This window comes from Erwinia sp. AC075, from assembly GCF_979253995.1.
Window position 1 is genome coordinate 4,918,502 of record NZ_CEEDEU010000001.1, and the last position, 17,163, is coordinate 4,935,664.

Annotated in this window: 17 protein-coding genes and 3 tRNA genes; 11 read left to right on the top strand and 9 right to left on the bottom strand. The window is 55.1% G+C overall.

The window, feature by feature from the left end:
- Window positions 1-72: 72 nt before the first annotated feature.
- The 3 genes from AC0IXH_RS22820 to AC0IXH_RS22830 all read right to left on the bottom strand — a co-directional run bounded on the left by AC0IXH_RS22820 (window position 73) and on the right by AC0IXH_RS22830 (window position 435).
- Window positions 73-149 (bottom strand) — tRNA-Met (locus tag AC0IXH_RS22820).
- A gap of 67 nt (window positions 150-216) precedes the next feature.
- Window positions 217-293, bottom strand: a tRNA-Met gene (locus AC0IXH_RS22825).
- Window positions 294-358: 65 nt separating this feature from the next.
- Window positions 359-435, bottom strand: a tRNA-Met gene (locus tag AC0IXH_RS22830).
- A gap of 205 nt (window positions 436-640) precedes the next feature.
- Here AC0IXH_RS22830 and mltA point away from each other — a divergent pair.
- Both mltA and tcdA read left to right on the top strand, forming a co-directional pair.
- Window positions 641-1,786: a murein transglycosylase A gene (gene mltA, locus AC0IXH_RS22835; RefSeq protein ID WP_013203587.1), complete on the top strand. Its 1,146-nt coding sequence runs from the start codon at window positions 641-643 to the stop codon at window positions 1,784-1,786.
- Window positions 1,787-1,841: 55 nt separating this feature from the next.
- Window positions 1,842-2,642, top strand: a complete 801-nt coding sequence (gene tcdA, locus AC0IXH_RS22840) for a tRNA cyclic N6-threonylcarbamoyladenosine(37) synthase TcdA (protein ID WP_105760081.1) — start codon at window positions 1,842-1,844, stop codon at window positions 2,640-2,642.
- An 11-nt stretch (window positions 2,643-2,653) separates the two neighbouring features.
- On the opposite strand, the gene csdE is transcribed toward tcdA, so the two are convergent.
- Both csdE and csdA read right to left on the bottom strand, forming a co-directional pair.
- Window positions 2,654-3,097, bottom strand: coding sequence for a cysteine desulfurase sulfur acceptor subunit CsdE (gene csdE / locus AC0IXH_RS22845; RefSeq protein ID WP_053143802.1), 444 nt, complete (start codon window positions 3,095-3,097; stop codon window positions 2,654-2,656).
- The gene (gene csdA / locus AC0IXH_RS22850) at window positions 3,097-4,302 is read right to left on the bottom strand and encodes a cysteine desulfurase CsdA (RefSeq protein ID WP_471721066.1); all 1,206 of its coding nucleotides are present in this window, start codon (window positions 4,300-4,302) and stop codon (window positions 3,097-3,099) included. The genes csdE and csdA overlap by 1 nt, the downstream gene beginning before the upstream one ends.
- A gap of 224 nt (window positions 4,303-4,526) precedes the next feature.
- Between csdA and AC0IXH_RS22855 the strand changes: the two genes are divergently transcribed.
- The 4 genes from AC0IXH_RS22855 to rlmM all read left to right on the top strand — a co-directional run bounded on the left by AC0IXH_RS22855 (window position 4,527) and on the right by rlmM (window position 7,561).
- A complete protein-coding gene (locus AC0IXH_RS22855; protein WP_013203583.1) occupies window positions 4,527-4,751 on the top strand; it encodes a YgdI/YgdR family lipoprotein in 225 nt (74 codons plus the stop codon).
- A gap of 343 nt (window positions 4,752-5,094) precedes the next feature.
- Entirely contained in the window at window positions 5,095-6,012 is a 918-nt protein-coding gene (locus AC0IXH_RS22860; protein ID WP_013203582.1) for a transcriptional regulator GcvA, read from the top strand.
- Between the two features lie 60 nt (window positions 6,013-6,072).
- Complete coding sequence (locus AC0IXH_RS22865) at window positions 6,073-6,468, top strand: DUF423 domain-containing protein (protein WP_013203581.1); 396 nt, start codon at window positions 6,073-6,075, stop codon at window positions 6,466-6,468.
- A complete protein-coding gene (gene rlmM, locus AC0IXH_RS22870; RefSeq protein WP_013203580.1) occupies window positions 6,461-7,561 on the top strand; it encodes a 23S rRNA (cytidine(2498)-2'-O)-methyltransferase RlmM in 1,101 nt (366 codons plus the stop codon). The genes AC0IXH_RS22865 and rlmM overlap by 8 nt, the downstream gene beginning before the upstream one ends.
- Before the next feature lie 76 nt (window positions 7,562-7,637).
- On the opposite strand, the gene xni is transcribed toward rlmM, so the two are convergent.
- The 3 genes from xni to queF all read right to left on the bottom strand — a co-directional run bounded on the left by xni (window position 7,638) and on the right by queF (window position 10,847).
- Window positions 7,638-8,399 (bottom strand): flap endonuclease Xni, encoded by a 762-nt coding sequence (gene xni, locus AC0IXH_RS22875; RefSeq protein WP_013203579.1) that lies wholly within the window; start codon window positions 8,397-8,399, stop codon window positions 7,638-7,640.
- A 48-nt stretch (window positions 8,400-8,447) separates the two neighbouring features.
- The gene (gene ppnN, locus AC0IXH_RS22880) at window positions 8,448-9,812 is read right to left on the bottom strand and encodes a nucleotide 5'-monophosphate nucleosidase PpnN (RefSeq protein ID WP_013203578.1); all 1,365 of its coding nucleotides are present in this window, start codon (window positions 9,810-9,812) and stop codon (window positions 8,448-8,450) included.
- A gap of 189 nt (window positions 9,813-10,001) precedes the next feature.
- A complete protein-coding gene (gene queF, locus AC0IXH_RS22885; protein WP_013203577.1) occupies window positions 10,002-10,847 on the bottom strand; it encodes an NADPH-dependent 7-cyano-7-deazaguanine reductase QueF in 846 nt (281 codons plus the stop codon).
- 92 nt (window positions 10,848-10,939) lie between these two features.
- On the opposite strand from queF, the gene syd reads away from it, so the two are divergent.
- From syd to AC0IXH_RS22905, 4 genes are all read left to right on the top strand, one after another.
- Entirely contained in the window at window positions 10,940-11,503 is a 564-nt protein-coding gene (syd, locus tag AC0IXH_RS22890) for a SecY-interacting protein (RefSeq protein ID WP_013203576.1), read from the top strand.
- 560 nt (window positions 11,504-12,063) lie between these two features.
- Window positions 12,064-12,390 (top strand): YqcC family protein, encoded by a 327-nt coding sequence (locus tag AC0IXH_RS22895; RefSeq protein WP_013203575.1) that lies wholly within the window; start codon window positions 12,064-12,066, stop codon window positions 12,388-12,390.
- A complete protein-coding gene (gene truC / locus AC0IXH_RS22900) occupies window positions 12,390-13,169 on the top strand; it encodes a tRNA pseudouridine(65) synthase TruC (RefSeq protein WP_013203574.1) in 780 nt (259 codons plus the stop codon). Before AC0IXH_RS22895 ends, truC begins: the two co-directional genes overlap by 1 nt.
- Window positions 13,170-13,190: 21 nt before the next feature.
- The gene (locus tag AC0IXH_RS22905) at window positions 13,191-13,640 is read left to right on the top strand and encodes a flavodoxin (RefSeq protein ID WP_013203573.1); all 450 of its coding nucleotides are present in this window, start codon (window positions 13,191-13,193) and stop codon (window positions 13,638-13,640) included.
- 88 nt (window positions 13,641-13,728) lie between these two features.
- Here the strand turns inward: AC0IXH_RS22905 and garD are convergent, their stop codons facing one another.
- Window positions 13,729-15,288: a galactarate dehydratase gene (gene garD, locus AC0IXH_RS22910; protein WP_471721067.1), complete on the bottom strand. Its 1,560-nt coding sequence runs from the start codon at window positions 15,286-15,288 to the stop codon at window positions 13,729-13,731.
- A gap of 525 nt (window positions 15,289-15,813) precedes the next feature.
- Between garD and AC0IXH_RS22915 the strand changes: the two genes are divergently transcribed.
- Window positions 15,814-17,157, top strand: coding sequence for an MFS transporter (locus AC0IXH_RS22915; RefSeq protein ID WP_346599190.1), 1,344 nt, complete (start codon window positions 15,814-15,816; stop codon window positions 17,155-17,157).
- Window positions 17,158-17,163: the final 6 nt, after the last annotated feature.

Consider the following 17,163-nt stretch of genomic DNA (forward strand, 5'->3'; position numbering starts at 1 on the left):
CGGACAGGCAAATCCATTGCGGGGAATTTGGCGGAGGCCAGAAACAAAAAAACACCCGTTAAGGTGTTAAGTTGGTTGCGGGAGCCGGATTTGAACCGACGACCTTCGGGTTATGAGCCCGACGAGCTACCAGGCTGCTCCATCCCGCGTCCGTAGTGTACTACTGTTGCTTCCGTCACAACAGGTCTTTCTTTTACTGCTTTCTCCGAAGAGAAATGGTTGCGGGAGCCAGATTTGAACTGACGACCTTCGGGTTATGAGCCCGACGAGCTACCAGGCTGCTCCATCCCGCGTCCGATATACTGTTGCTTCCATCACAACAGGTCTTGCTGTTCACAGAACCTTCTCCGAAGAGAAATGGTTGCGGGAGCCAGATTTGAACTGACGACCTTCGGGTTATGAGCCCGACGAGCTACCAGGCTGCTCCATCCCGCGTCTGTGGAAGCGCACTATACGCTGTAGGAGTTTTGATGCAACCCCTTTCTGCAATAAAGTCATCAAAATAGCGCTTACTGCTCACTTCTTCTGCATTTGCCTTATTCTCGTACAGCAACCAATGAACTTTACCGTTGAGCCGTTTAATTCTCCCGGTGCCTTTGCTATCTTCGGCGAGGAATTCCGCATAGAGGGCAGTGAAATAATGAAAGGATGTTGGGCGAAGTTTGCAGTAACAGGGGCGTTGCTTGCCCTGCTGGCGGGATGTTCCTCAAAACCGACCGATCGTGGCCAGCAGTATAAAGACGGAAAGCTGGACGAGCCGCTCGGACTGGTCAATCAGCCGAATGCGAAAGGGCGTCCGGTGAATGGCAAAGACTTCAGCGATCAGGTCAGCGAAATCCAGTACGCGTCGCCGGCGATGTATTCCCGCCAGACCGGCACCTACGGTTCGATTAAAGCCTGGCTGATGGCGGGCGGCGACACGCGCCAGCTGCGTCAGTTTGGTCTGGATGCCTATCAGATGGAAGGCACCGATAACTATGGCAACGTGCAGTTCACCGGTTACTACACGCCGGTGCTGCAGGCCCGTTACACGCGCCAGGGCGAGTTCCAGTATCCTTTATACAGAATGCCTGCGCGTGCCAAAGGCGGACGCCTGCCAAGCCGTGCGGACATTTACAGCGGCGCGCTGGGCGATCGCTACATCGTTGGCTACAGCAACTCGCTGATGGATAACTTCATTATGGATGTGCAGGGCAGCGGCTACGTGGATTACGGCGACGGTCGACCGCTGACCTTCTTTGGTTACGGCGGCAAGAATGGCCACGCGTATCGCAGCATCGGCAAGGTGTTAATCGATCGCGGGGAAGTGAAGCGTGAAGATATGTCGATGCAGGCGATCCGCAAATGGGGCGAAGAGCACAGCCCGGAACAGGTGCGCGAGCTGCTGGAGCAGAACCCCTCCTTTGTGTTCTTCAAGCCAGAAAACTTTGCGCCGGTGCGCGGAGCCAGCGCCGTTCCGCTGGTGGCGAAAGCCTCCGTGGCGTCTGACCGTTCGCTGATCCCGCCGGGTACCGCGCTGCTGGCCGAAGTGCCAATACTGGACAACAACGGTAAATTTACCGGAAAATATGAGATGCGTATGATGGTGTCGCTGGATGTTGGCGGTGCGATCAAAGGCCAACACTTTGATATCTATCAGGGCATTGGTGAGCAGGCGGGGCATATGGCCGGCTGGTTCAACCATTATGGCCGCGTCTGGGTACTGAAATCAGCCCCTGGTGCCGGTGTGCCGGTATTCTCTTCTGCATCAAATAGCACTAACGGTTCCGCTCTGCTGACCCAGTAAGCGTTGCTGTTAGCGGGCTGGTTCGCCAGCCCTTCACTGAATTCTGAGGTAAAGCATGACTTCTCTTTCTGACGCCTGGCTGCAACGCTTTGGCGGCACGGCGCGTTTGTATGGGCAACCGGCGCTGCAGCTGTTTGCCGACGCGCATATCTGCGTGGTGGGTATTGGCGGCGTCGGCTCGTGGGCCGCTGAGGCGCTGGCCCGCACCGGCATTGGTGCCATCACCCTGATTGATATGGATGATGTCTGCGTCACCAATACCAACCGGCAGATCCATGCGCTGAAAGAGACGGTTGGCCAGGCGAAAACCGACGTGATGGCCGAGCGTATTCTGGCGATTAACCCGGAGTGCAAAGTCACCTGCGTGGATGATTTTATTACCCCGGATAATACGGCTGAGCTGATGAGCGCCGGCTTTACCTATGTGATTGATGCGATCGACAGCGTCCGGCCAAAAGCCGCGTTGCTGGCCTGGTGCCGCCGCAACAAGATCCCGCTGGTGACCACGGGGGGAGCCGGTGGGCAGATCGATCCGACCCAGATCCAGGTTGCCGATCTGGCGAAGACTATTCAGGATCCGCTGGCGGCCAAACTGCGTGAGCGGCTGAAGAGTGATTTTAAGATCGTGAAAAACAGTAAGGGCAAGCTGGGGATCGACTGCGTATTTTCGACGGAAGCGTTGATGTATCCGCAGGCGGATGGCTCGGTTTGTGCCTCCCGCAGCACGGCGGAAGGTCCGAAGAAGATGGATTGCGCGTCAGGTTTTGGTGCGGCGACCATGGTGACGGCAACCTTTGGCTTTATTGCCGTTTCCCACGTGCTGAAAAAGATGATGGCGAAAGCCGCGCGCGCCTGATGGCGTGAGCCTTAGCTTTCCTTAGCCGCTTTGATCACCGCTTCCGCCAGCGCGCTCAACCCGGCGCTGCGCGACGAGCTCAGCTGGGCACGTAATCCCAGCTCATCAAACAGCGTCAGCGGGTCGTGACTCAGCAGAGTGGCGGGTTGCTGACCTTCTACGGCGGTTAATAATACCGCCAGCAATCCGCGGACAATCCGGCCTTCGCTATCACCGTAAAAGTGCAGGCTGCCATCTTCACGCCGTTGATGCCCCAGCCAGACCCGATTTTCACAGCCGCTAAGTTCGATATCTGCCGTTTTTAATGCCTCTGGCAGCGCCGGAAGCTGTTTTCCCATCAGGATCAGCTGACGATAACGGTCTTCCCATTGCGTATACGCCGAGAATTTTTGCTTCAGGCCGTCGGCGGTAATCAGTTCGCCGAAGGGATGAGGTGCCAGTAAAGAAGTCATGATTAATCGCCTAACAGGTCCAGTGCGGTGGTCATCCCTTTGACCAGCGCGTCTACATCGTGAAGGGTATTATACGGCGCAAATGACGCACGCAAAGTCCCGCTTACCCCTAACGCCTGCAACAGCGGCTGTGCGCAGTGCTGCCCGGCCCTTAAGGCAATGCCGCTTTCCGCCAGCAGCGTGACCACGTCGCTGTGGTGTACGCCGGCGATATCAAACGAAAGCAGGCTGGAGCGGCTGGCCCGGTAACTGCGGAATCCACTCAGCGCGGATAGGCGTTCTTCTGCCACATCAGCTAATCCACAACTCCAGCTCTCGGCGGCGTCCAAATCAATGCCTTCCAGCCAGCTTAGCGCGGCGCTTAACCCAATGACGCCGGCGACGTTTGGCGTTCCTGCCTCAAAGCGCCACGGCACCGGCTGCGAGACGAATCCCTCAAAGCTGACGCTGCTCAGCATTTTGCCGCCGCCCTGCCAGGGTTCCATCTCCTCCAGCAGGGCGGTTTTGCCATACAGCGCACCAATGCCCATTGGGCCATACAGCTTGTGGGCAGAAAATGCGTAGAAATCGATATCGTGGGTTTGCACATCCGGCGGCGCGTGAACCACGCCCTGAGCACCATCAATCACCACTTTGGCACCGACACCATGAGCAAGCGCGATGGCCTGAGCGATATCAGGGCAACCGCCCGTGACGTTCGACATTTGTCCAAGTGCCAGCACTTTGGTTTTTGACGACAGCAGTTCAGGCAGCAAGGCCATATCGGGCAGCAGATGGCTGCCCAGCGGCCACTTCACCACTTTTGCGCCGGTCTGGGCGGCAACCATCAGCCACGGTACCAGGTTGGCGTGATGCTCGGCTTCACTCACCAGAATTTCATCACCTGGCGCTAAACGAGGACGAAAATAGCCTTGAGCCACCAGGTTAATCGCTTCGGTGGTGCCTTTGGTCCAGACGATATTGGTCGCCAGCGGGGCATTCAGCAGCCGGGCAACCTGTTCGCGCGCCTGCTCATATTTTTCGGTTAATTCACGGGCAGCAGCAAACTGGCTGCGGTGAACGGTGCCGGCGCTGAGGCTGTAAAACTGCCGGGTAGCGTCAATCACTGCCGAGGGTTTTAAGGTGGTGGCCGCACTGTCGAGATAGACTCCAGCATCAGCCAGCGCCGGGAAATGCTGACGAAAGAGGGCGGGATTAAAGCTTGTCATAATTTCCTCGACTAATGATGTATTGGTGCGATATCACTCAGGACCACTCTGAATAACAGGCATATTCCTGGCAAAGTTGGAAAAGCGGGTTATGCTTTTTCAGGAAAGCTTTAAAACATTACCAGCAGATAAGCACCCTTTTGGCAGGCAATTTACCCGCCTTTTGCCAACAGGTCGTGCTCTGAAGGTGATTTATCGGATTACCGTCTTCAAGGAGAATAAAGATGAAAAAATTTGCTGCAATTCTGGCCGCCTGTGCCATGACCTTTACCCTGGCTGCTTGTTCAAGCAACTATGTGATGCATACCAATGATGGCCGCACTATCGTCGCAGACGGCAAACCTGTGGTCGACACCGATACCGGTATGATCAGCTATCAGGATGCCAATGGCAACAAACAGCAGATCAACCGTTCTGACGTGAAAGAAATGGTTGAGATGGGCCAGTAAGCTTCAGGCAAAAAAAAGCACCGCAATTTGCGGTGCTATTAATCACTATGGACAGACAGGGTAAATCTACAGGAATAAAAGATAGCCAGGCTATCAGATCTGAAAAGCGTCAGATCAAATGCAAACACAACATCACGACCACAAGCCAAAAGCCCTTCAAAATCCGGCGTTTCCGCCCCAATTTCAAACTGCTTTTCGTTCCGGCTCAGGAAGTGCGGCAACTATAGGTATTTGCTGGTACATCCTCAACGGACAAATTATAATGTCTCGGATAAAAAAAACTAATACGTAAAGCTCCGTCAGGAGTGTTACTTCCGATGATGTTCAAAAGTATCCGGTAACCATGTCAAAACGTCTTCCCCCTTTAAATGCTCTGCGGGTTTTTGATGCCGCGGCGCGTCATCTCAGCTTTACCAAAGCCGCCGAAGAGCTGTTCGTCACTCAGGCCGCTGTCAGCCACCAGATTAAGTCATTAGAGGACTTTCTTGGGCTGAAGCTGTTCCGTCGTCGCAATCGTTCGCTGTTGCTGACCGAAGAAGGGCAAAGCTATTACCTCGACATTAAAGAGATTTTTACCTCGCTGAATGATGCGACGCGCAAGCTTCAGGCGCGCAGTGCAAAGGGCGCGCTGACGGTCAGTTTGCTGCCCAGTTTTGCCATTCAGTGGCTGGTGCCGAGGCTCACCAGCTTTAACTCAGCTTATCCGGGGATCGACGTACGGATCTCTGCGGTGGACCGCGACGAAGAGAAGCTGGCCGATGATGTCGATGTGGCTATCTTTTATGGTCGTGGCAACTGGCCGGGCCTGCGGGTGGAAAAACTCTACGCCGAATATCTGCTGCCGGTCTGTTCGCCCTTACTGTTGACCGGGGATAAGCCGCTGAAGACGCCGGAAGACCTGGCTAACCAGACGTTGCTGCATGATGCCTCGCGCCGGGACTGGCAGTCTTACACCCGGCAACTGGGCGTTGGGCATATTAATGTGCAGCAAGGGCCGATCTTCAGCCATAGCGCGATGGTGCTGCAGGCGGCAATTCACGGGCAGGGCGTGGCGCTGGCGAATAATGTGATGGCGCAAACCGAGCTGGAAGCGGGACGGCTGGTTTGCCCGTTCAATGACGTTTTAGTCAGTAAAAACGCTTTTTATCTGGTTTGTCATGACAGTCAGGCAGAACTGGGTAAAATAGCCGCCTTCCGGCAGTGGATCCTGGCAAAAGCCGCCAGTGAACAAGAAAAATTCCGCTTTCGATACGAGAGCTGAGATGTGATTTTTTGCCGCGTGGCCTGATGGCGGCGCGTGCACCCTCTGAGGATCTGGGAAATGTCGAGTCGTGCGATGCTGGTTTTTGCAGCAATAAGCGGGTTTGTCTATGTGATGCTGGGTGCTTTTGGCGCCCACGTATTGAGTAAATCGCTGGGATCAGCGGAAATGGCCTGGATTAAAACCGGTCTGGATTACCAGGCGTTCCATACGCTGGCGATCATGGGTCTGGCTGCGGCGATGATCCGCCGGGCTAATTTCTGGTTTTACTGGAGCAGCGCTTTGCTGGCCCTGGGGACGGTGTTGTTCAGTGGCAGCTTATATTGTCTGGCACTCTCGCACCTGAAGCTGTGGGTTTTCGTTACACCAATCGGCGGCACCTGCTTCCTGATTGGCTGGATTTTGATGTTGGTTGGCGCGCTGCGTCTGAAAAAAAGGGCAGAACGCCATGAATAAAGTATTACTGTATTGCCGTCAGGGCTTTGAGAAAGAGTGTGCGGCAGAAATTACCGCTAAAGCCGCCCAGCGTGAAGTGTTTGGCTTTGCGCGGGTAAAAGACGATTCCGGCTATGTGCTGTTTGAGTGCTATCAGGCGGAAGAAGCGGAAAAGCTGATTGCCGAGCTGCCTTTCAGCGAGCTGATTTTTGCCCGCCAGATGATTGTGGTCGGCGAACTGCTGCGCGACCTGCCGCCGGAAGACCGCGTTACGCCGGTGACCGGCATGCTGACCGGCTTTGTCGAGAAGGGCGGCGAACTGCGTGTCGAAGTACCCGACACTAACGAAAGCAAAGAGCTGCTCAAGTTTTGCCGTAAGTTCACCGTACCGCTGCGCAGCAGCCTGCGTGCCGCGGGCATTTTGCTGAAGTACGAGACCGATCGCCGTCCGGTGGTGCACGTGTTCTTTATCGCCCCAGGCTGTTGCTACGTTGGCTACTCAATGCCGAAAAACAACTCGCCGTTGTTTATGGGCATCCAGCGCCTGAAGTTTCCTTCCGATGCACCAAGCCGTTCCACGCTGAAGCTGGAAGAAGCCTTCCACGCTTTCATCCCGGCCGATGAATGGGATGAGCGTTTGGGCAGCGGATTGTTCGCGGTAGATTTAGGCGCCTGTCCAGGCGGCTGGACCTATCAGCTGGTAAAACGCAGCATGATGGTTCATGCGGTGGATAATGGCCCGATGGCGCCAAGCCTGATGGATACCGGTCAGGTATTTCACCACCGTGAAGACGGCTTCAAATACCGCCCAACCCGCAGCAATATCTACTGGGTGGTGTGCGACATGGTTGAGAAGCCGGTGCGCGTTGCCAACCTGATGGCTGACTGGGTAGTTAACGGCTGGTGCCGTGAGGCGATCTTTAACCTCAAGCTGCCGATGAAAAAGCGTTATGAGGAAGTGTCGCAAAACCTGGCGATGATCGACGAGAAGCTGAAGGCCAACGGCATTAATGCCCAGATCCAGGCCCGTCAGCTGTATCACGATCGTGAAGAAGTGACGGTGCATATCCGCCGCATCTGGGCTGCAGAGCCCGGACGCCGTGACGAGAAGTAAGCTGCTTTAGGAAAGCTCGCCATGTTGGCGGGTATTAGCAGAAAATTGCCCGGCCATTTACCCCATGGCCGGGCGGTCAGAGGCGATCGGGCAAGCGTAACTCTTTCAGATTCCCTTCCAGCACCAAATCCGTTTTCAGCGTGGCGACCTGCCGGCAAATCTCTGCCATCTGCTGATGTTCCTGAAGCTTCTTCTGCCACTTTGTCGGCACCGAGGCAAGCTGCTGATAGACAGCGTCCAGCGTACCAAACTCCCTTAACAGCTCCGCCGCGCTTTTGGCGCCAATTCCCGCTACGCCTGGGATCTTACTGCTGCTAATGCCTGCCAGCCCCCAGTAATCGGTCAGCTGTGCGGGCGACACGCCAAATTCCGCGTCGATAAAAGGCACATCCAGCCAGCGTTTCTGGAAATAATCACGGATCTGGATCGCGGGTGCCAGCAGCTGGCAATAGCCTTTATCGGTCGAAACGATGGTGGCCTGATGGCCGCCAGCCGCCACTTTGCAAGCCAGCGTGGCCGCCAGATCGTCTGCTTCTTCACCGGCAACCTGCCAGCAGGCCACGCCAGCGGCAGCGAAAGCGGCGCGCAGCAGCGGCATCTCCTCATGCAGGCTGTCCGGCATTGGCGTGCGGCCGGCTTTGTAGCCCGGCAGCAGCTGATGTCGCCAGCCTTCATGACGTTCGTCATCGTCAAACACGGCCACCGCATGGGTGGGATTGCTGTGGCGGATTAACTGGTGCAGGGCGTTGACGCAGGTTTCCTGGCACGGGGAACCCTGCACAGCATGGATACGGCGGATCAGGTTCAGGGCATCAACAATCAGCAAATGAATAGTCATAAGTACCACGAAGGCGGAGCGACCCAAGAGCCGCTCCGGTTGGGAGTGTTATTTGATGATTTCGTAGCAGGGGATGTAGGCCGTGCCCGGCAGCTTCATGCGGTGTTGAGCAACAAATCCCTGTAACAAATCGTCCATGCGGCGCATCATTTCCGGATCGCCATGCAGCTTATACGGGCCTTTTTCTTTAATCGCCTTGATGCCCATATCCTTCACGTTCCCGGCAACGATGCCCGAGAAAGCCCGGCGCAGCGCGGCCGCAAGCTGCTCGGCAGGCTGGTCAGGGTGAAGATTCAGGTTGGCCATATTTTCATGCGTTGGCATAAACGGCACCTGAAGATCCGGCGCGATACGAATCGACCAGTTAAAGCTGTAAGCATCACCCGTTTCACGGCGGTGCTCTTTCACTTTCGGCATCGCTTGCTTCATTAGTCGAGCCACTTCCGGCGCATCATCAATGATGATGGTGTAGTGCTGGCGGGCCGCTTCGCCCAGCGTGCTGACGATAAATTCATCCAGCACGTTAAAGTAGTCTGCACTCTCTTTGGGGCCGGTCAGGATCAGCGGCAACACCTGATCCTGATTGTGCGGATTCATCAAAATACCCAGCAGGTAAAGCAGCTCTTCAGCCGTTCCTACGCCGCCTGGGAAGATGATGATGCCGTGGGCGATACGGACAAACGCTTCAAGGCGCTTTTCAATATCCGGCATGATAATCAGCTCATTGACCAGCGGGTTCGGTGGCTCAGCGGCAATAATGGACGGCTCGGTCAGACCAATAAAGCGACCTTCTTTATAGCGCTGCTGAGCATGGCCCACCGCCGCGCCTTTCATTGGCGCTTCCATCACACCCGGCCCACAGCCGGTGCAGATATTCAGCTCACGTAAACCTAACTGCGAGCCGACATTACGGCAGTATTGATATTCCACCGCGTTAATTGAGTGGCCACCCCAGCACACCACGGTATTGGGTTCTTCGCCAATATGCAGCGCACGGGCGTTGCGCAGGATTGAGAACACCATATTGGTCAGCTGCACGGTGTCTTCAATATCCAGATTCTGGAAACGTTCGTTGCTGTTGAGCTGGCCGTTTACAAACAGAATATCGCGCAGCACCGCAAACAGGTTGGCCTGCAGGGAACGAATAATCCGGCCATCAACAAAGGCCTCTTCCGGTGGATTGATCAATTCCAGCTTCACGCCGCGCTCACGACGCAGGACGTTGATATCAAAATTCTCAAAACGAGAAAGCAACTCATGGCTGCTGTCGGTCTGACTTCCGGAGTTAAGTACGGCAAGAGAACAGTTGCGGAATAACTGGTAAAGGTCGCTGCTGGCAGTCTGCTTCAGCATATCGACTTCCAGTTGAGACAGCAGATCCATTGAGCCCAACGGGCTGACATGTGTAATCAAATTAACTCCTTTACACCCATCCGGGTGATCGTCACTCCATGGTCTGACCCGCTAAAACAGGCCGGACGCGGAGAGTAAAATCCCTGAGCCCGGTGATTACCTGAGCCCACTCCAGAGTAGCCTTGTCAGCAGGGATTTAACAAGGTGTCGCGCGATGCTTATGCGGCGCGGCGCGCAAAACTTCGTGGATTACTGGCGGACCAGCCGAGAATGCCCCGGTCTGAACTCGCCATTGCTGCGCCATGGGTTGATATCCAGGCCACCGCGTCGGGTATAACGGGCATAGACGCTGAGCTTTTCCGGCTTACAGAAGCGCAGGATGTCGTTAAAAATACGTTCGACGCACTGTTCGTGAAATTCGTTGTGATGGCGGAAAGAGACCAGGTAGCGCAGCAGAGCTTCGCGCTGGATGCGCGGCCCGCGATAGCTGATCTGCACCGAGCCCCAGTCGGGCTGATTGGTGATCAGGCAGTTAGACTTCAGCAAATGGCTGACTAGCTGTTCTTCCACAATTTCCGGCTGCGTTGCCTGCTCAAGGTAATCCGTGGTGAACTGGTAATTATCAATTTCGATATCCTGTTCATCAATACAGGAGCCAGCAAAATGGCCAATCGGCTGGCCTTCCACTTCCTGCAGGCGGAACAGGGCGACGGTGACCTTACCTTCAGCACAGGCGCTGAGGTCGCGTTCCAGCGCGGCCCGCACGTCGCCCCAGTCGGCAAATTTGGTCTGATTGAAGCTGTTCAGATAGAGCTTGAAGCTTTTGGATTCGATCAGGTTGACGCTGTCGGCCTGCAGGGTGATTTCGCCCACCGCGACCTGTGGCAGGCCTTTCGCGTTCAGCCAGGACAGCTCATACAGTGTCCAGATATCGGCACCGTGGAAGGGCAGGCTATCGGGATACAGACCCAGAGGTTCGCGATTCATGCTGCGCGGAACGGCTTGCAGTAAAGAGGGTTGGTATTTATCGTGGTATTCTGTTGGCTTGCCGAGCGTCAGGTTGCTTAGCGCCTGATGTGGATCCGTTAAAGACATCGTAATAACCTTATGGCCTGCCGTTTGCAGGCGGTAGAGCAGAATGCAGAGATAGCCTTAGTGTAACTCAGGCTACAGAGAGTGAAAAAAGAATGATTGAAGAAACCAGCCGTGCCTTAACCGAGTTTACGCAAAAATATTGTGACGAATGGGACCGTGTATGCGGCCATCCGCCAGCCAGCGTGGAATTACTGGGTGTGCCTTCACCTTGCGTGCAGCAGACCGGTGCCGACGAACTTTACTGGCTGCCGCAGCCGTTCACTCTGGCGCAGAACCTCGAAGCGGTTGAACGCGCCATTGAGTTCCGCATCCAGCCTTCCGTTGCCGCCTGGTACAGTACGCAATTTGCGGGCGATATGACGGCCACGTTTGGCGGAAAAGCCTGCACCTTGCTGCAAACCTGGAGCGAAGAGGATTACCTGCGGGTGCAGGAAAATCTTATCGGCCATCTGGTGATGAAGCGTCGCTTGAAACAGTCGCCAACGCTGTTTATCGCCACCACGGATTCGGAGCTGGAAGTGATTTCGGTCTGCAATCTGACCGGCGAAGTGATTCTGGAGCAGTTGGGAACGGAAAAGCGCAGTCTGCTAGCGCCTGATTTGGAACAGTTTATCGCTGAGTTGCAGGTTGAACTGCCGGCAGGCCGAAAAGGGTAATTTTTCTGTGAGACATCTCTCACACTCGCTGTGAGAGATCGCTAGAAATATCGCGGGCATATGAACAGGTTTTTTCACTAATTGATTATTAATCAACGCGATAGTGCTTCCACCTTGCCAGCTTCACCTCAATTACCCCGGATTTTAACGCCAGCCATATTGTTTGCTTATGTCAATTTGGCAAAATAGCCTAATCAGAACGGATTCTGTGACTTAAGGATTGAGTCAGGACTCCCTCTGGATGAGGTTGCAAGGAAATCTTCAGGATGAAGAAAGGATGTCTCAGGATGAGATCAGGGACACCTCCAGGATGGAGAAGTGAGCTGTCAAAGACGATAGCGAGACAGGACGCAAGGGATTATCACCAGAAAGGTGATTTGTAAGGAAAACTGGGGACAAAGTTATCAAGGACGAGCAGGGAGCATTAGCGTGGCGGGATTGCTGCAAACGAACCGGGAGCACTGTTATTACAGTGCTCCTTTTTTTTGTCGCTATTTTCCCAATCCGGGCGCGAGTGGTATGCTTGCGGCCATTAAAAACCGGATAACAGGGAGCAGCCAATGAGCCGCGAACAACAGGTTCTGCTTCGCCTTCAGGCGATTGAACAACTACTGCACGATAAAGGGCTGTGGCAGTCCATCCCACCTGAAAGCGAGGCTTTCAACAGCGTGGAACCTTTCTGCGTCGATACCATGATGCCGCTGCAATGGCTTCAGTGGATCTTCCTGCCAAGAATGCATGCGCTGATCGATGCCGGCACCGAACTGCCGGTGAAATTAGCCCTCGCGCCGTATTACGAAATGGCCCTTGAAGCCGATATGCCCGAGCGCACCAGCCTGCTGCATGTCCTTGTCGCGCTGGATGATCTGTTTGAGCATGATGCCTGATGCTTGAGATCCTTTATCAGGACCAGTGGCTGGTTGCCGTCAATAAACCGGCCGGCTGGTTGGTCCACCGCAGCTGGTTAGATCGCCATGAAACGGTGTTCGTGATGCAGACCCTGCGCGACCAGATTGGTCAGCATGTTTTCACCGTACACCGGTTGGATCGCCCGACGTCCGGCGTGCTGCTGCTGGCGTTATCGAGCGAGGTAGCGCGCCTGCTGTCGCAACAGTTCGAACAGCATGCGATGCAGAAAACCTACCATGCGGTGGTCAGAGGCTGGCTGGAAGGGGAAGAGACCCTCGACTATGCGCTGACCGAAGAGCTGGACAAAATCGCTGATAAATTCACTAACCCGGACAAAGCGCCACAGCCTGCGGTAACCCACTGGAAATCGCTGGCCAAAGCTGAGCTGCCGGTCGCGGTCAGTCGCTACGACTCTTCGCGCTTCAGCCTGGTCGAACTCAAGCCTGAAACCGGGCGCAAACACCAGCTGCGCCGTCATTTACGCCATCTTCGCCATCCGATTATCGGCGACAGCGCGCACGGCGATCTGAAACAAAACCGTAGCGCGGCGCAGCACTTCGGCATGAAGCGTCTGATGCTGCATGCCAGCGAGCTGAGTCTGCTGCATCCGGTTACCGGTGAACCGCTGGTACTGCGTGCCGGCCTCGATTCGGTGTGGCAAGGGTGCATGACCGCCTTTTGTTGGCAGGAGTGCCTTCCGCATATCCCAAGGGTTGAGTTTGTGGCGGCTAACCTGCAGGATAGTCCCTCAGAATAAGCGCCAGCAATGGAGAAAAGCATGGCTCAGGTAGGTATTTTTGTAGGCACCGTTTACGGTAATGCGCTGCTGGTGGCGGAAGAGGCTGAACCTCTGCTGATCGACCAGGGACATCAGGTTAAGATTTTTGAAGATCCGACGCTGGATGACTGGCAGCGTTATGCCGATCATGTGGCGCTGATTATCACCTCCACCACCGGTCAGGGTGATTTGCCGGACAGCATCGCTCCGCTGTTTCATGCCATCAAAGACAAGCTGGGCCATCAGCCGACGTTGCAGTACGGTGTGATTGCGTTGGGCGACAGCAGCTACGAAGATTTCTGTGGCGGCGGCAAGAAGTTTGATGCCCTGTTGCAGGAACACAGTGCTAAACGCGTGGGTGAGGTGCTGTTAGTGGATGCGACTGAGAACCCGGAACCGGAAGAGATCACTTCTCCGTGGATTGAAGACTGGGCAAAGCAGATCGGCTAAACCGTTGACGCTTTTCCCGACGCCGGTTGGGTCGGGCGCATCCTGGCATCAATAGCCGGATGCGCTCGCTGTTTGTCTCAGCCGTCAATCAGGTGACTGGCGCAGGGTTAAACACCGCCAGCGCATTGTGAATACCCCATCGATCGGACCAGGTTTGTTTACGTCCGCTGGCAATATCCAGAATCAGCTCAAACAATCGCGCTCCCACCTGCTCAATACTCTCTTCTCCCGTGGCAATCGTTCCGGCATTAATATCCATCAGGTCGAACCATCTGTCGGCCAGCGCGTTGCGTGTCGCCATTTTGATCACCGGGATGGCGGCCAGGCCATAGGGTGTTCCCCGTCCGGTGGTAAACACCTGCAGGGTAATACCGGACGCCATCTGCTGCGTTCCGCAAACAAAATCACTGGCCGGGGTGGCGGCGTAGATCAGCCCGCGTCGGGTCGGACGCTGCCCTGGCGAAAGCACCTCTACAATCGGGCTGCGGCCGGATTTAGCGATCGAACCCAGCGCTTTTTCGACCACGTTGGCCAGCCCGCCTTTTTTATTGCCTGGCGAAGGGTTGGCGCTGCGGTCGGTCTGGCCCATATTCAGGTAGTCGTCGTACCAGGCCATCTCTTCCAGCAGGCGTTTGCCCACCTCTTCATTGATCACCCGTGGCGTCAGCAGATGAATGGCATCACGCACTTCCGTTACTTCAGAAAACATCACGGTGGCTCCACAGCGCACCAGCAAATCAGAGGCATAGCCTACGGCCGGATTCGCGGTCACGCCGGAGAAGGCGTCGCTGCCACCGCACTGCATACCGATAATCAATTCCGAAGCCGGAACCGTTTCGCGCTGCCGCTGATTCAGGCGCTGTAAATGCCGCCGGGCCACCTGCAGGATATCGTCGACCATCGATTCAAATCCGATATGCTTTTCATCCTGCAGGCGCACAACATCTTCTTCGCCCAGCGAAATGGTCTGCACGTCGGGCGTGCCTTCCAGCAGGCGCTCGGGCTGAAGTTTCTCGCAGCCCAAACCGACCACCATCACTTCTCCACCGAAGTTGGCGTTCAGCGCCAGGTTGTGAATGGTGCGGATCGGCACGACGGCTGCGGGCGCGTTGATCGCCACGCCACAGCCGTATAAGTGATTTAATGCCACCACGCCATCAACGTTCGGGAACGCAGGCAGCAGGTCGCGCTCGATGATCTTCACCACATAATCGACCACGCCCGCGACGCAGTGAACGCTGGTGGTGATGGCCAGCAGATTGCGCGTGCCGACGCTGCCATCCGCATTGCGGTAGCCTTCAAAGGTATAGCCTTCCAGCGGCGGCAATGCCGGGGGAATATTGTTGGCGAGAGGCAGGCTGGACAGCTCCGGCGCTTCGGGCAGCACCACCAGCGATTCGTCAATCCAGCCACCGCGTGAGATATCCCTCACCGCATAGCCAATCACTTCGCCATAACGAATAATATTCGCGCCTTTGGCAATATCACTGAGAGCCACTTTGTGACCCTGAGGAATATGTTCTTTTAGTACCAACCCGCAAGGAAATTCAGTTCCCGCCACCAGGCCGTTATTATTTACCACGATGGCAACGTTATCGTTCTCATGGACCTTTATATAAAGGGGCGGATCGTTTTTTTGAATGTTCATTGCTCGACAATTCCTGAAAATAAGTAAGGTAAGCGTCTTTTATTCTCTCCGTGATGAACGATGCGTCCTTTTGTGCCTGAATCGTATTCTGCTGCCAAACAGTATAAAAGCCCGCCCGGTGGAAAACATTATGCAGATGTCCGACATACTGGCGGATGAGCAGGACTTTTTCTGGCATACGTACAGATATCAGTGAGAACGCTCACAAAGGCAAGGGGAAAGCCACCGGACTGTGACCGCCCACGCAGAACGGTCGGGTTCCGTGAGCCACCCCGCAAGGGGTTGTGCATATGCCATAAGAATATGAATATTTATGGCTTTTTATAGGGCTATTTACCGATGTATTCCGTTTGGGCTATTCCTATACTTTTTAGCGAACAGAACGATGAGATATTGCCACGCTGCGTGAAAACTATTCTGCCAAATTAATCGCTGTGTTTAACCCAACATCATTCTGATACCCAACGCGATGTGTATGCAGTTCAGAGTGAAAGTAGCCTGACCGCTATATTTCAGGAGTGCATCATGAATTCAATCAGTAGTGCTGCGAGCGCCGTGCAAAAAAGAACAAATGCTCGCTACTGGATAGTGGTGATGTTATTTATCGTCACCTCTTTCAACTATGGCGACCGGGCGACCATCGCCATTGCCGGTTCCGCCATGTCCAAGGATATCGGGCTCAGCTCGGTAGGCCTGGGTTACATCTTCTCCGCATTCTCATGGGCCTATGTGATTGGCCAAATTCCGGGAGGCTGGCTGCTGGACCGCTTCGGGTCTAAACGCGTCTACTTCTGGAGTATCTTCCTCTGGTCGCTGTTCACCTTACTGCAAGGCTTCGTGGATCTGTTCAGCGGCTTCACCATTATCGCCACGCTGTTTATGTTGCGATTCCTGGTCGGCCTGGCAGAGGCACCTTCCTTCCCGGGCAACAGCCGTATTGTTGCGGCCTGGTTCCCGGCGCAGGAGCGTGGCACCGCGGTCGCTATCTTTAACTCCGCACAGTACTTCGCTACGGTGATCTTCGCGCCGATTATGGGCTGGCTGGTCTCTTCCGTTGGCTGGGCGCACGTGTTCTGGTTTATGGGTGGCCTCGGCATCATCCTCAGCTTTATCTGGCTGAAAGTGATCCACGATCCAAACGACCATCCGGGCGTTAACAAAGCCGAGCTGGAGTACATGGAGCAGGGCGGTGCGCTGATCAATATGGATCAGAAAAAAGAAGAACGTAAGGTTAGCTGGGCTGAGAAAAGGCATCAAATCAAACAGTTAGTCACCTCGCGCATGATGGTCGGCATCTACCTGGGTCAGTATTGCATTAACGCCTTAACCTATTTCTTTATTACCTGGTTCCCGGTCTATCTGGTGCAGGCGCGCGGTATGTCGATTCTGAAGGCCGGGATGGTTGCCTCAATCCCGGCGATCTGCGGCTTCCTTGGCGGCGTGCTGGGCGGGATTATTTCCGACTGGCTGATGCGCAAAACCGGCTCGCTGAATATCGCCCGTAAAACCCCGATCGTGCTCGGCATGTTGCTGTCGATTTCGATGGTGGTGTGTAACTACGTCGATACCGAATGGGTGGTGGTGTTCTTTATGGCGCTGGCGTTCTTCGGTAAAGGGATTGGTGCACTGGGCTGGGCGGTGATGGCGGATACCGCGCCGAAAGAGATCAGTGGCCTGAGCGGCGGTCTGTTCAATATGTTCGGCAACATCTCCGGCATCATTACGCCAATCGCCATCGGCTACATCATTGCGTCTACCGGCTCGTACAACGGTGCGCTGATTTATGTGGGTATCCATGCCTTTGTCGCCGTCCTGAGCTATCTGGTGCTGGTACAGGATATCAAACGCATCGAACTGAAACCTTTGTAAGGACGC